12 protein-coding genes are annotated in these 13,453 nt (G+C 56.8%); 2 read left to right on the top strand and 10 right to left on the bottom strand.

Annotated elements, in window-relative coordinates:
• Positions 1-68: 68 nt before the first annotated feature.
• Positions 69-1,055: a cobaltochelatase subunit CobS gene (gene cobS / locus ACR3EH_RS03985; RefSeq protein ID WP_171092274.1), complete on the bottom strand. Its 987-nt coding sequence runs from the start codon at positions 1,053-1,055 to the stop codon at positions 69-71.
• A 375-nt stretch (positions 1,056-1,430) separates the two neighbouring features.
• Here cobS and ACR3EH_RS03980 point away from each other — a divergent pair, with 375 nt between their 5' ends.
• Positions 1,431-2,264 carry a Hint domain-containing protein gene (locus tag ACR3EH_RS03980; protein WP_171675422.1) on the top strand — a complete coding sequence of 278 codons (834 nt, stop codon included), beginning with the start codon at positions 1,431-1,433 and terminating at the stop codon, positions 2,262-2,264.
• A 166-nt stretch (positions 2,265-2,430) separates the two neighbouring features.
• Here ACR3EH_RS03980 and ACR3EH_RS03975 read toward each other — a convergent pair whose 3' ends face one another.
• Both ACR3EH_RS03975 and ACR3EH_RS03970 read right to left on the bottom strand, forming a co-directional pair.
• Positions 2,431-2,979 (bottom strand): NYN domain-containing protein, encoded by a 549-nt coding sequence (locus ACR3EH_RS03975; protein WP_171184955.1) that lies wholly within the window; start codon positions 2,977-2,979, stop codon positions 2,431-2,433.
• 137 nt (positions 2,980-3,116) lie between these two features.
• A complete protein-coding gene (locus ACR3EH_RS03970) occupies positions 3,117-3,743 on the bottom strand; it encodes a J domain-containing protein (protein ID WP_171092268.1) in 627 nt (208 codons plus the stop codon).
• Between the two features lie 108 nt (positions 3,744-3,851).
• Here ACR3EH_RS03970 and ACR3EH_RS03965 point away from each other — a divergent pair, with 108 nt between their 5' ends.
• A complete protein-coding gene (locus tag ACR3EH_RS03965; protein WP_171184953.1) occupies positions 3,852-4,106 on the top strand; it encodes a BolA family protein in 255 nt (84 codons plus the stop codon).
• A 12-nt stretch (positions 4,107-4,118) separates the two neighbouring features.
• Here the strand turns inward: ACR3EH_RS03965 and ACR3EH_RS03960 are convergent, their stop codons facing one another.
• The 7 genes from ACR3EH_RS03960 to pepN all read right to left on the bottom strand — a co-directional run bounded on the left by ACR3EH_RS03960 (position 4,119) and on the right by pepN (position 13,387).
• Positions 4,119-5,195: a PLP-dependent cysteine synthase family protein gene (locus tag ACR3EH_RS03960; protein WP_171646657.1), complete on the bottom strand. Its 1,077-nt coding sequence runs from the start codon at positions 5,193-5,195 to the stop codon at positions 4,119-4,121.
• A gap of 328 nt (positions 5,196-5,523) precedes the next feature.
• Positions 5,524-5,943 carry a DUF4177 domain-containing protein gene (locus tag ACR3EH_RS03955; RefSeq protein ID WP_171184949.1) on the bottom strand — a complete coding sequence of 140 codons (420 nt, stop codon included), beginning with the start codon at positions 5,941-5,943 and terminating at the stop codon, positions 5,524-5,526.
• Between the two features lie 80 nt (positions 5,944-6,023).
• Positions 6,024-7,280, bottom strand: coding sequence for a peptidase T (gene pepT / locus ACR3EH_RS03950; RefSeq protein WP_171184947.1), 1,257 nt, complete (start codon positions 7,278-7,280; stop codon positions 6,024-6,026).
• A 147-nt stretch (positions 7,281-7,427) separates the two neighbouring features.
• Complete coding sequence (gatB, locus tag ACR3EH_RS03945) at positions 7,428-8,939, bottom strand: Asp-tRNA(Asn)/Glu-tRNA(Gln) amidotransferase subunit GatB (RefSeq protein ID WP_171184945.1); 1,512 nt, start codon at positions 8,937-8,939, stop codon at positions 7,428-7,430.
• Between the two features lie 81 nt (positions 8,940-9,020).
• Positions 9,021-10,280, bottom strand: a complete 1,260-nt coding sequence (locus tag ACR3EH_RS03940) for a hypothetical protein (protein ID WP_171184943.1) — start codon at positions 10,278-10,280, stop codon at positions 9,021-9,023.
• A gap of 129 nt (positions 10,281-10,409) precedes the next feature.
• The gene (locus ACR3EH_RS03935) at positions 10,410-10,838 is read right to left on the bottom strand and encodes a hypothetical protein (RefSeq protein WP_171184941.1); all 429 of its coding nucleotides are present in this window, start codon (positions 10,836-10,838) and stop codon (positions 10,410-10,412) included.
• Positions 10,835-13,387, bottom strand: a complete 2,553-nt coding sequence (gene pepN, locus ACR3EH_RS03930; protein ID WP_171675424.1) for an aminopeptidase N — start codon at positions 13,385-13,387, stop codon at positions 10,835-10,837. The genes ACR3EH_RS03935 and pepN overlap by 4 nt, the downstream gene beginning before the upstream one ends.
• Positions 13,388-13,453 lie beyond the last annotated feature (66 nt).

Here is a 13,453-nt window from a genome sequence, read left to right as displayed (position 1 = left end):
CGCCTTCATCTGGCTAAAAATACCTCCGCCGGAGGCATTGCGCCCGCAAACGGGCGCAATTCGGCGTACTACCCTAAGCTCACACTCGCCGCGCTTTCCGGCAGCTCTTCGTCGAAGCAGCGTTGATAGAACTCGGCCACGGTCTGACGCTCCAGCTCGTCACATTTGTTCAGGAAAGACAGGCGGAAAGCATACCCGACATCGCGGAAAATCTCGGCGTTCTGAGCCCAGTTGATCACCGTACGGGGGCTCATGACGGTCGACAGATCGCCATTCATGAAGGCAGTCCGGGTCAGGTCGGCCACAGTGACCATCTGACTGACGGTCTTGCGGCCGTCGGCGGTGTTGTAATGTGGCGCTTTCGACAGCACGATCATTGTTTCGGCATCGTGGCTGAGGTAGTTCAGGGTCGAGACCAAAGACCAGCGGTCCATCTGTGCCTGGTTGATCTGCTGCGTGCCGTGGTACAGACCCGTGGTGTCGCCCAGACCAACCGTGTTGGCGGTGGCAAACAGGCGGAAGTTCGGGTTCGGTGTGATGATCTCGTTCTGGTCCAGCAGGGTCAGTTTGCCGTCATGCTCAAGAACACGCTGGATTACGAACATCACGTCCGCGCGGCCCGCGTCATATTCGTCGAACACGATGGCGACCGGGTTACGCAGAGCCCAGGGCAGGATGCCTTCGTGGAACTCAGTGACTTGCTTGCCATCGCGCAGCTTGATCGCGTCCTTACCGATCAGGTCGATCCGGCTGATATGGCTATCCAGGTTCACGCGTACCGCAGGCCAGTTCAGCCGCGCCGCAACCTGTTCAATGTGAGTCGATTTACCCGTACCGTGATAGCCCTGGATCATCACACGACGGTTGTGGGCAAAACCCGCCAGAATGGCCAGCGTGGTTTCAGGATCGAATTTATAGGTCGGGTCGATGGCCGGCACACGATCTGTGGCCTCGGCAAAGCCTTTGACCTTCATTTCCGTATCAATGCCGAATACGTCGCGGACCGAGATATCTTCGGTTGGTTTTGCGTTTACGTCGATCGATCCGTCAGCCATTCGTCTTGTCCTTATCCTTTGGCCCGCCTTGCCGGGTCTGAACCCGTGTGTGGTGCAACATATTGCGGGCAAGGGCAAGGGAAAGAGGCAGACCTGAAAAGCTGAGGGGATGTTTCTTTGAAACTGGCCTTATCGTTATCGCGCGCCGAGGCTTGTGACTTTCGGCTCAAACCGAGAAAGGAACGTTATCCCCGGGGCTTGCAGCTTAAAAGAAATTAAATATAAAAATATTAAAATTATATTATGTGAAAGGTTAATCTGGCTATATGCTCATGCATAAGTCGCTCTAGGTGTTTGTTAACGGAAAAAGTTCGAATGGCGCTTACAATTCTAGGCCCATCTTCAATTGCGGTCCCCACTGGGTCGTCTTCCGTTATGCAACAATACACTGCAACCAAAGCCGGAGCTTCATGGAATGTTGTTGTTAGGGGAACAGGGGGATTGAACCCTTCCGATTACTCTGTTTCGATTTCGTCGAGCGGGGTTTTAACTGTTGACCTCACCCCGGGTGTCGTCATTCCTCCCAACACGCAACTGGCCGTCGAAATATTCGCGTCTACGGGTCCTGGAAATGGCAACAACGACACACTCTTAGTGACGGTCGCGCTTCCGGCTGGAACTGTGCCGTGTTTCGTGAAGGGCACTATGATAGCAACCGAAAAAGGGTATTGTGCTGTCGAAGATCTTTCAGTCGGAGAGAAAGTGCGCCTTTCCAGCGGTGATCTGCTGCCCATTGAGTGGATTGGAGAAAAGACCCTGAGCGCGGAGGATTTGAGGCGCAACCCTCAATTGCACCCCGTTTGTATCCAAAAGGGAGCGTTGGGAGAAGGCATTCCTCACCGCGATTTGTACGTATCTCCGCAACACAGAATTGTTCTGGAAGGATGGCGCGCAGAACTTCTGTACGGAGAGCCTAGAGTCTTTGCCGCAGCAATCCATCTGGTGAACGACAAAACCATTCGTCAGGTTCATTTCAATGAGCCAGTCACGTACTACCACATTGCTTGTTGTCGCCACGCAATACTGATGTCCAACGGTTTGCCAACTGAAAGTTTATTTCTGGGTGATATAGCGCTGAAATCCTTCCACCGCGAAGACGTAAAAGAGTTGCTAACGCTATTTTCGGAATTAAGTGATCGCTCGACAGTGCCCTCACAAGCTCGCCTGAGTTGCTTGAAGCGTTGGGAAGCACTTGTAATTCGAAGTTAAGCTCGCGGAGAAAGCCCTGCCATTTACTGATCTACACCGCGGTCAAGCAAGTTAGTGCAAAGTTTGCTTCTCTAGATCGACTACCATCAATTTGAAATGAGGGCGGCACACAAAGTACGTCACAGCGCCGCGCGCAAACTTTAGCTTTGAAACGACGGTCACCTACTCATTGCGAAAACCAAAGCTCATCGTTACGAAAGCCGCCTTTCACGAGGCGATCCGCTTTCAAAACATCCGGAAACTCGTCCACCCAATCCCGAAACCGGTCATTTGTGATAATGCGTGCCTTGCTGTCCCGCGACGCTTGTAAAATCAAAGGATCCGCCGGCGTTCCTTTGGGTGCGATCATGACCTGCTTGGTGCGCAGACCTAAAGCGCGGCTCAGCGCCCGGTCGTTCATGTATTCGCCGTCGAGCTTATAGCCGACATTTGCATCGAATACGACACCCGGTTTGAACCCGGCCATCTTCAGCGCCGACAGCACCAGCCGCAATGTGCCCAGATCCGGCTTACCCTCTTTCCAATGGATCACGTTGGACCCGTCCACGATGATCCATGTGTTTGCCTTGCGCCACCTGAGCCACGCGCGCAGTCCCCAAACCAAGCTGATGACAATGAATAGCAGGCTCAGTTCTCGGGCGAACGCGAATTCAGTCGGAAGAAACGGGGCCGCGAAATAAACGCCCAGCGAAAAAAGCAAAAGGAGGTATGGCATTCGCACAGCGGCTGCTCCGTTAATACCTGTGTTCAAACCCCACCACTATTGCGGGTATTGAACAAGGTTTCCCGTGAGCTTGATCGCAATTGGGCCGGGCAGTGTACACACAAAGCCACAGCTGTCGGATCGCAGAATTATTTAAAATTCCGGCTGTCCTTGATCTGATCCCAGGCCCAGACGACCTCTTGTAGCTGCTCTTCCTGGCTGCGATCACCGCCATTCATGTCCGGGTGCAAGACTTTAATCAGCTTCTTGTAAGCCTTGCGCACCTCTGCCTTGGACCAGCTGTCATTGGCTTCCAGAATCTCGATAGCGCGGCGTTCGGTGGGGGGCAGGCGACGGCCACCACCGCCCGACGTGCGGCCTTTGTTTTGCGTGCTGTTGGCACCCAGAACCTGATGCGGGTCCTCGATGCCCAGACGGGCCCAGGCGCGCGCCTCGGGGTCGCCCATCGGTTTTGTTTCGCGTTCCCACACTTTGTCTTTCGACCGCTGCGCGTTTAACTCGGCCTCTGTGGTGCCGTCGAAGAAGTTCCATTTCTGATTGTATTCGCGCACATGCTGCTGGCAGAACCAGAAGAAATCATCCAGCACATCCGGTGCCTTGGGCGCGCGGAACTTGCCCGGCTCGTTGCAGCCCTCATGATCACAGATCCGGACCGACGTCTCGGACGCGCCTGACATGCCCCGACGCCCGCGCGGGTTCTTTTTCTTGGCGCTGGAAACGGACATATCAAATCCGAAGGGGTCTGACTTCGTCATGCTCTCAATCCTCACGAACGCATCTTTTCGACTCGGAGGCAGCAGTTTAATCTAAGCAGCCGAAAGTAGAAGAGGGGGGCGGTAAAATTTTTACCGCTGAGCGAAAAAATGAGCGTGACCGACGAGATCCGAACCTGCCTGCAAGCCGCCTTTGACCCGCGCGAGCTTGAGGTGATCGACGACAGCGAAAGCCACCGCGGCCACGCGGGTTTTCAGGAAGGCGGCGAGAGCCATTTCAACGTCCGCATTCGCGCCGCCGCCTTTGAAGGGCAATCTCGCGTTGCCCGCCATCGTGCGGTTCACAAAGCTTTGGGTGATATCGTGCCCCGCATTCACGCGCTGGCGTTGGATATCGATACTTGAACGCGCAGAACGTCAGTCTGCGCTCATCTGCGCCGAGGGCGTTGATGCCGAAATCGCATATTCTTCTTCGGTCATGTCGTCCTCGATGCCTTCGAACAAAGGGGTCGACAAATAACGCTCGCCAGTGTCCGGCAGCATGACCAGGAAAACGGATCCTTCCGGTGCGGATTCGGCCATCTTCATCGCGACGGCAAAGGTCGACCCGCCCGAGATTCCGGTGAAAATACCTTCTTCCGAGGCAAGTCGGCGCGACCACGCGATCCCTTCGGGTCCGGGTACGGGGATCAGTTCGTCGTAATACTTATTGTCTATGGCTTCCTGCAGGACCCAAGGAATGAAGTCCGGCGTCCATCCCTGAATCGGGTGCGGCTCGAAATTCGGGTGGCTCTCGGTCGGCTGATGATCCCCGTTGCGGGTGTTAGTGTACCCCGATGACACGATGGCTGCATTGGCTGGTTCGGTCAGGATGATCTTCGTTTCGGGCCGCTCTTTCCGCAAGGCACGCGAGACACCTGAAACTGTGCCGCCGGTCCCGTATCCTGTCACCCAGTAATCCAGCCGCTGCCCTTCGAAATCGGCAAGAATCTCCCGCGCAGTCGTGTTTTCGTGAATATCGGCATTGGCAGAGGTTTCGAACTGGCTGGCCAGAAACCACCCGTTTTCCTCGGCCAGTTCCTTGGCCTTGGTGTACATGCCAAACCCTTTTTGCGCCTTGGGGGTCAGAACGACCTTGGCCCCCAAAAACCGCATCAACTTGCGCCGCTCGACCGAGAAACTTTCAGCCATCGTGACAACCAGAGGATAGCCCTTTGCGGCGCAAACCATGGCCAGTCCTATCCCGGTATTGCCAGATGTCGCCTCGACAACAGTCTGACCCGGTTTCAATCGCCCGTCGCGTTCCGCTGCTTCGATGATATTCAGCGCCAGCCTGTCTTTGACCGAACCGGCGGGATTGAACGCTTCGAACTTCACATAGACGGTTACATGATCTGGCGCGATACGATTGACTCGGATGCAAGGCGTGTCGCCCACGGTGTCGAGAATGCTGTCATAAAGGCGTGCCCGCCCTTGCGTCTGCCGAATAGCCATTTTGATGTCCCTCCCGGTTGTTCGGTTAACATGATACAGATTTTCGGGGTGCGTATCCCTTTTTCAAATGGAGTGCCCTGCTTGTGTTCAAGTCAACGCCAGTCTTTTAACGCGTCTGTACTTTTTCGGACGAGATCACGCATGGACAGGCGTCTGTTCCGGTCATTTGCAACCCGAGTGCGCTGGAACCCACACCGGACAAGCCTGGACGCGGGTTCCGCCGGGCAACCTGTGTTGAAAGCGTGGCAAATGACTAAAGATGTTGGACTTATCTCAAAACAGCAGGTGTCTAGTGCCCTGACTCAGATACCCAACCCTTCGACATAGACTAAGATTTTGAAGCGTCATCGGCCTCGGATACTTCATCAGACCGTTTCAACGACAACGGCGGTTCGTCTGCCTCGGCCGCAATCGGTTTCGGCGCCTGAACCTCGTCGGGGCCCGGAACCGGCTGGGCCAACGGGGTGCTGTCCATATCTGGTGCTGTGCCGATTTCGGATGCGTCAACTTCTTCTTCCACCACGCGCCGAAACACCAGCACGTTGCGCCAGTTCGTTGTCGATCCGGTCAGGCCCGCGCGTTCCTCGCTGGGTAGCAGCTCGGCGCGTTGGTATTCCCAGCCGTCCTGACCCATTTGGTTCAGGACCTGTTCAACCGAGACCGCAAAGCGGCCCTCGGGTGTTTTCACCCCTTTGGCTTTGACACCTTTTTGTGGGGCGGGGATCACCTTGTATTCGTAGCGCTGCATCAACTGTTCCTAAACACCTGTTCGCGCCAAACTAACACGCTGATCCCCGAGGGAAAGAGCCGTTGCCCAACCGGCGGATTTCAGCCCTGATGATTACCGCCTGCCTGTGCCGCCTTGGTCACAACCGACAGGCACAGTTCTGTCGCCAGCGCCATATCCTGTACTGAGATCCACTCCATCGGCCCGTGAATACACTGCATCCCAGTGAAAAGGTTGGGGCAGGGGGTGCCGAACTCGGTCAGGCGCGACCCGTCGGTGCCGCCACGGATCGGGACGGACAGAGGTTCGATCCCCAATTCGCGGCAGGCATCGCGGGCCAGATCGACTGGCGTCATGTCGTTTTCCAGCCAATAGCGCATATTGCGATACTGATGGCTGATTTCGCAGGTGATATTTGCGCGTGGTTCGGTGGCCTGTACAGCGGCACAAACCTGTCGCACGATGTTGCGCTGGGCTTCCAGTGCGTCCATTTCGAAATCACGCAGGATCAGCTTGATCTCCATCTCGGACGAGACGCCATTCATGTCGGTGACATGGATGAATCCCTCGCGCCCATCTGTGGTTTCCGGGGTCATGGTGGCTTGAGGTAGCGTTTGAACGATCTTTGCAGCCAGATGTGCTGCGTTCACCATTTTGTCTTTCGCCAAACCGGGATGGATCGAAACGCCTTCGATCTTGATCACAGCACGGTCGGCTGAAAAGCTCTCGTACTCGATTTCACCGACTTCCTGACCGTCCAGCGTATAGGCGAAATCCGCGCCCAGATCCTTGGGAAGCTGTTCGGTTACACCGCGCCCGATCTCTTCATCCGGGGTAAAGGCGATGCGGATCGGTCCGTGCGGAATATCCGGGTTTTCGATCAGGTGCCGCGCCATGGTCATCAGGATCGACACGCCCGCCTTGTCATCCGCACCCAGCAGGGTTGTACCCGAAGCGGTGATCAGGTCATGGCCAATCTTCTCGGCCAGATAGGGGTTTTCTTCTGGCGACAAAACCAGATCAGGATCGTCTGGGAATGAGATATCGCCGCCATTGTATCCCTTGATCACCCGTGGCTTGACGCCTGTGGCGTTGAACTGAGGGGCGGTATCCACATGCGCCAAAAAGCCCACTGTCGGCCCCGGAGCGGTTCCGGGAATGGTAGCAATCACCACGCTGTCGCCTGTGATCTCGATATCCTGCGCGCCGATCTGGGTCAACTCGTCGCGCAACAGGTTCAGCATGTCGAACTGGATTTGCGTGCTGGGGGTTGTGGGAGAAGTCTCGTCACTTTGACTGTCGATGGCCGCGTACCGCACCAGCCGGTCTTCGAGTTCCTGATCAAATCTGTTCTGCATGATACCTCACCTCTCTGGAGGCGAAGAAAGAGCGCGAACAGGGGGAAGTCAAGCCGATGGCTTGACCCCAAGTCTTAAGATTTCGTGAGAATAGGATGTGTACAAGTCCACCCGTTGCCGCTGGCAGACCTCTACACATAAAACGGGTTACGACCCAAGCTTTTTGCTGACCAGTTCGTTCACGGCCTTCGGGTTCGCCTTGCCTCCGGTCGCCTTCATGACCTGGCCCACGAACCAACCCGCCAGTTTCGGGTTCACTTTGGCCTTTTCGACCTGCGCCGGGTTGGCAGCGATGATTTCATCCAGAGCAGCTTCGATGGCGCCGGTATCGGTCACCTGCTTCATGCCACGCTCTTCAACGATCTGCGCCGGGTCACCGCCTTCGGTATAGACAATCTCGAACAGGTCCTTGGCGATCTTGCCCGAAATGGCATCCGACGAGATCAGGTCAATGATCCCACCCAACTGTGCCGGGGAAACCGGCGAGTCGGTGATGTCGTGGTCTTCTTTTTTCAACCGGCCGAACAGCTCGTTGATGACCCAGTTCGCAGCCAGTTTCCCGTTGCGGCCCTTGGCGACCTCTTCGAAATACGCAGCGGATTCCACCTCAGCAGTCAGAACCGACGCGTCATAGTCGGTCAGGCCGAATTCGCTGATAAAGCGCGCCTTTTTCTCGTCGGGCAGTTCAGGCAGCTTCGCGGCGATGTCATCGACCCACGCTTGCTCGATTTCCAGCGGCAGCAGATCAGGGTCGGGGAAGTAACGATAGTCATGCGCCTCTTCCTTGGACCGCATCGAGCGGGTCTCACCCTTGTCCGGGTCATACAGGCGGGTTTCCTGTTCGACCTCACCACCCCCTTCGACGATGGCGATCTGGCGACGGGCTTCGACTTCAATCGCCTGCTGGATGAACCGCATCGAGTTCATGTTCTTGATCTCGCAGCGCGTGCCCAAATGCGAGAAATCCTGCGTTTCCTGATACTTCTCATAGGCACCCGGCAAACAGATAGAGACGTTGACGTCCGCCCGCAGGTTGCCGTTTTGCATGTTGCCATCACAAGTGCCCAGATAGCGCATGATCTGGCGCAGCTTGGCGATATAGGCGGCAGCCTCTTCCGGCCCGCGAATATCTGGGCGGCTGACGATCTCCATCAGACAGACGCCGGTCCGGTTCAGGTCGACGAAGGACATATGCGGGTCCATGTCGTGGATCGATTTACCCGCGTCCTGCTCCATGTGGATGCGTTCGATGCGAACCATGCGTGCGGTGCCGTCACCCATCTCAACCAGCACTTCGCCTTCGCCCACGATAGGGTGGTACAGCTGCGAAATCTGATAGCCCTGCGGCAGGTCAGGGTAGAAATAGTTCTTACGGTCGAACGCCGATTTCAGGTTTATATCCGCCTTCAGGCCCAGCCCTGTGCGCACAGCTTGCTCAACGCAGTATTCGTTGATCACCGGCAGCATCCCCGGCATCGCCGCGTCCACGAAAGCCACGTTCGAGTTCGGTTCGGCTCCGAATTGGGTCGACGCACCCGAGAACAGCTTGGCATTAGACGAGACCTGAGCGTGCACCTCCATCCCGATCACCAGTTCCCAATCGTGCTTGGCCCCGGCAATGGTCTTGGGTTTGGGCATTTCGTATGTCAGATCGAGCATGGCGCGCCTCATTTCCGCAGAAGTCTAAGCCTGCGTATTAGGCCCGGCAGGGCCTAGGGGCAAGGGGGAATCCTGACGTGTTCAGTTCTGGGAAAACTGTAGGCCCGTTGGAGTGAAGGTCACGTCCATACCATTGCGCAATTCTTCCCGGAACAGATCCGAGATCGCCCGCAAGGCATCCCGCTGGCCCCGTGCGGCAAACCGCTCGGGCGAGTTGATGCGCACCGAGTTGTTGAAGCCTGCTGTCGCGTGGGCCCAGATCAATGGGTGCAACTCGGTCAGGTGATCGCGGATCAGCCAGTTCGCAGTATCGCGCATCTGTACACGGAACTGGTCGGCTTGTTCGTTCCGGCCTCGTCCGTTTTGGATGGTGATTGCACAATAGGCCGACAGCATGTTGATCATTTGCTGATCCGGCCGAAGCCGCACGATGTCGCGCAAACCGTCCAGGAAATACTCGGTATCGACCCGCGCACAGGCTTCTTCATCCAGCGCGATGGCGTCGAACTGAACCCAAGTGTAGCCGCCAGCGCCCCAGACGCCCTGGGTCCGAGCCGCTGTGCGCATCGCTTGTAATTCCAATTCATCGTAGCTTCCGAACCACCGAGGCAACAGATGGCTGCCCATGGCACGCATGTGCCGTTGGTTGCGCGGATCCAGCGTGATCAGGCGCTCATATTCATCAGACACCCGCGCGTTGGCGCGGCGTTGACCGGCCAAAAGCGCGCAGCCTGCCGCAGCAATCAGCGGGCTGTCCGGGGCATCAGTCCGGCATTTGGGCAAGATCGACGCGGCCCGGTCGAAATGTGCCGCACAGCGCGAACGGTGCAAGGGCGGCAGTGCCGTGTCTGACGCTGTACCACGCCACGCCCAGGCCAGATCGATATGGGCAAGTGCCACAACGGCGGCGATCATGGGGTCATCAGGATTGTCCGCCATTTCGCCTTCAAGCTCAGATATGCCTCCCAACAGGTCGTAATCCGAAATGGCTTTGCCGTCCGTCAGTGCGTGTTCCGCAGCCAGAACCACATCCGATCTTGCCCCAAACGCCAGAAGATCGGCAATTGGCATCCCGTCCGACACCGCCGCGCGATCCTGATCTGCGGTTCGCATTTCCTTGGACAGGTCGGTCCAACGATCCTGCCTGGCCAAATAGCGGCCATGTTCGATTGTGGAATGTCCGATCAGGTTTTCATTACCCGTTTGCACAACAGGAATGTTGAGTTGTCCTTGTTCAGGCAAGGCAGCCGCCAACGCAGACTTCGTCGCGCACAATTCTGGTGCGGCAGGAGCGGATGAGGCTGAGGGTTGGGCAAACATTGCCCGAAACGACCGAAACATGGCGAAACTCAAAAACTGTAAAAACACTTAACGTCTTTCAAATCTGGCGAGATATTGGGCTCAGATCAAGTTAAATGCTTAGCAGTTTTCGGTTTTTGTGTCCAATTTACCGGCTAGAGGCTCAGTGTTTCAGAAAACAGTAAAATGATGGCGCTCAACACGGAATCCGGCCTGTGTCAGGACCGGTTCAAGGTCTCGATGCTGCGGAAGCGACTCATCGGGTAAACGGATTCGTTTGCCCGAATGCAGAACGATGGAAACGCGTACCGACAAGTCCCACCGCGTGTCAAACCGGAAAAAATCAATGTCCTGCAGCAGGACCTCTGCCTGGCGCTTGCCGGTAAACCAGCGTATGGCGGTCGCATCGATCTGCACGCCGGCGCGCGTATTCTGGATCACGTCCCACACAGCTGGTAGGGTGCCCAATGCCAGCAGCCATACGATCCACCAGGCGGCATCGAACAGGACGACCAGAGCCATCAAGCCGGAATAGACCGCAGCCAGAATGACCAATGTTCGCGTGTTTCGGTTCTGGCGGGCGAATGTGAATTCAGTCATGCGCCAAGGATACGCGATACCATTTCACTGGTGTCACGCGACAAGTTCGGGGTTCCAGCAATGCGAGAAAGCTGCGCACGCATCAGGTCCTGACGGTCGGCATCATACCGTTTCCACGTTTGAAATGTCGAACACATGCGTGCAGTGGTTTGCGGATTCACCGGATCCAGTCGGATCAGCCAATCAGCCAGCAGGGCATAGCCAGCCCCGTCAGGCTGATGGAACCCGGCATGATTCATCGCTAGCGCGCCCATAACGGCGCGGAACCGGTTGGGGTTCTTCCAGTTGAAGTCGGCATGTTGTGTCAGAGATTGTGCCACGCCGGGTGTCGCCTCGGGTGCGGCCATTGTCACCTGCAGGCCAAACCATTTGTCCATAACCAGTCGGTCATGCTGCCACTGGTTGTAGAACGCAGCGAGTTCTGTTTCTCCTTTGCGCGCGCGCAACAGACAAGACAGGGCAGTCAATTGCAGGGTCATGTTATCTGCGTTGCCATACGCCTCAGCCGCCATTGCCCCGCCATCCAGTCGGGTGGTCAGCGCCAGCGCGGCGCTGCCAAGGGCGCGTTTGCCGGATTGCGCAGCGTCCGGCGCATAGGGGCCATCCACCAAGGCTTCGCTGTGTAGCCGGGGCAACAGATCCTGTACGTGCTGGGCCGTGGCCTGCCGCAGTGTCTCTACCGCAGACCAAATCTCCATCGGATCAGGGGTCTGGCCGCGCTCGTACAAGGTTGCCGCCAGCTCGGATTGCGTTGGCAGCCCAAGCATTAGGGCCCGGTAGGCTGGGTCCAATTCTCCGTCACGCAGCACGGCCAGCAGACCATCGAGGTAATCGGCATCCGGCGCGGCATCATCCTGGATCATTCGCAGCAAAGTATCCTGCGCCAGAGACCGCCCAGCCTGCCAACGGTTGAAGGGGTCGGTGTCATTTGCCAGCAGAAACGCCCGCTCGGCGTTGCTGACGTCATGCTCAAGAATAACCGGCGCTGAGAAATCACGCAGGATCGACGGTGTGGGTTTTGCGGCCAGCCCGGTGAATTGAAAGCTTTGCTCAGCTTCCGTCAGTTCCAACACTTCGGTCGGGCGGACCTCATCCCCATTTGCACCTAACAGGCCCACAGCAACCGGGATCACTTGAGTTTGCTTTTCATTTTGCCCTGGCGTCGGCTCGGTGCGCTGTTTCAACGTCAGGGTATAAATGCCGTCCGCCCAGTCTTCCGAAACGGTGACGCGTGGCGTGCCCGATTGGCTGTACCAGCGTTTGAATTGGGTCAGGTCGCGGCCTGTGGTGTCTTCAAAAACCTTGATCCAATCCTCGATGGTACAGGCCTGGCCGTCATGGCGCTCAAAATACAGGTCCAGCGCTTTGGCATAGGCGTCATCCCCGACCAAACGTTTCAACATTCCGATTACTTCAGCACCTTTCTCATAGACGGTCGCGGTGTAGAAGTTGTTGATCTCCTGAAAGCTCTCGGGCCGTACCGGGTGTGACAGGGGGCCGTTGTCTTCGGGGAACTGGCGCGCGCGCAGGTCTATGGCGTCGTGAATGCGTTTCACAGGGGCCGAGCGCATGTCGGACGTGAACTGCGCATCGCGGAATACCGTCAGTCCTTCTTTCAGACACAGCTGAAACCAGTCGCGGCAGGTGATGCGGTTGCCGGTCCAATTGTGGAAATACTCATGTGCGATGATCGCTTCGATGCGTTCGAAATTCGCATCGGTCGACGTTTCGGGGCTTGCCAGAACAGCCGAGGAGTTGAAGATGTTCAGACCCTTGTTTTCCATCGCTCCCATGTTGAAATCGTCCACGGCGACGATGTTGAACACATCGAGATCGTATTCGCGGCCATAGACGTCTTCGTCCCATTTCATCGACTTTTTCAAGGCTTCCATGCCAAAGGCGCATTTGCCTTCATCGCCGGGACGAACCCACAGGTTCAGCGCGACGTCACGGCCCGACTTGGTGGTAAACTGGCTGGCGTGGGAGATTAGGTCGCCTGCAACCAGAGCAAACAGATAGGCCGGTTTTGGCCATGGGTCGGTCCATTCGGCCCAGCCGTCGCCCTTGCCCGACGGGTTGCCGTTGGACAGCAGCACCGGAAGGTCTCCGTTGATGCGTACGGTAAAGGTGGACATCACGTCCGGGCGGTCGGGGTAGTAGGTGATCTTGCGAAACCCCTCTGCCTCGCATTGCGTGCAGTACATACCGTTTGACATGTAAAGCCCTTCCAGCGCGGTGTTATTGCCGGGATCGATCTCGACCTCGGCCTCCCAGATGAAGGGCGCATCCGGTACGGCAGCGGTCAGGCCCTTTTCAGTTACATCCGGCGTGATCTTTGCACCGTCAATTGCAGCGCGGATTAGCGTCAGGTCTTCCCCATGCAGAAAGAATGTTCGGTCCTTGGCATCAGGATTCGGGCGAAAGGCGACGCGCGATTTGACCCGGGTGGCATGGTCGGCAAGGTCGAAGGTCAGGTGCACGCTATCCACCAAATAACCGAACGGCGTGTAGTCCTTCAGGTAAATTGTTGTGGGGGCAGCGTCGCGCATCTTGGGCCTCGTATCCGTACTGGTTTGGCGCGACGTTAGGGGCTTCGTACAGGGGCTGCAACTGGC

This window comes from Ruegeria sp. BG7 (genome assembly GCF_056535685.1).
The sequence above is the reverse complement of the archived record's forward strand: the minus strand, read 5'-3'. Positions and strand labels throughout refer to the sequence as shown.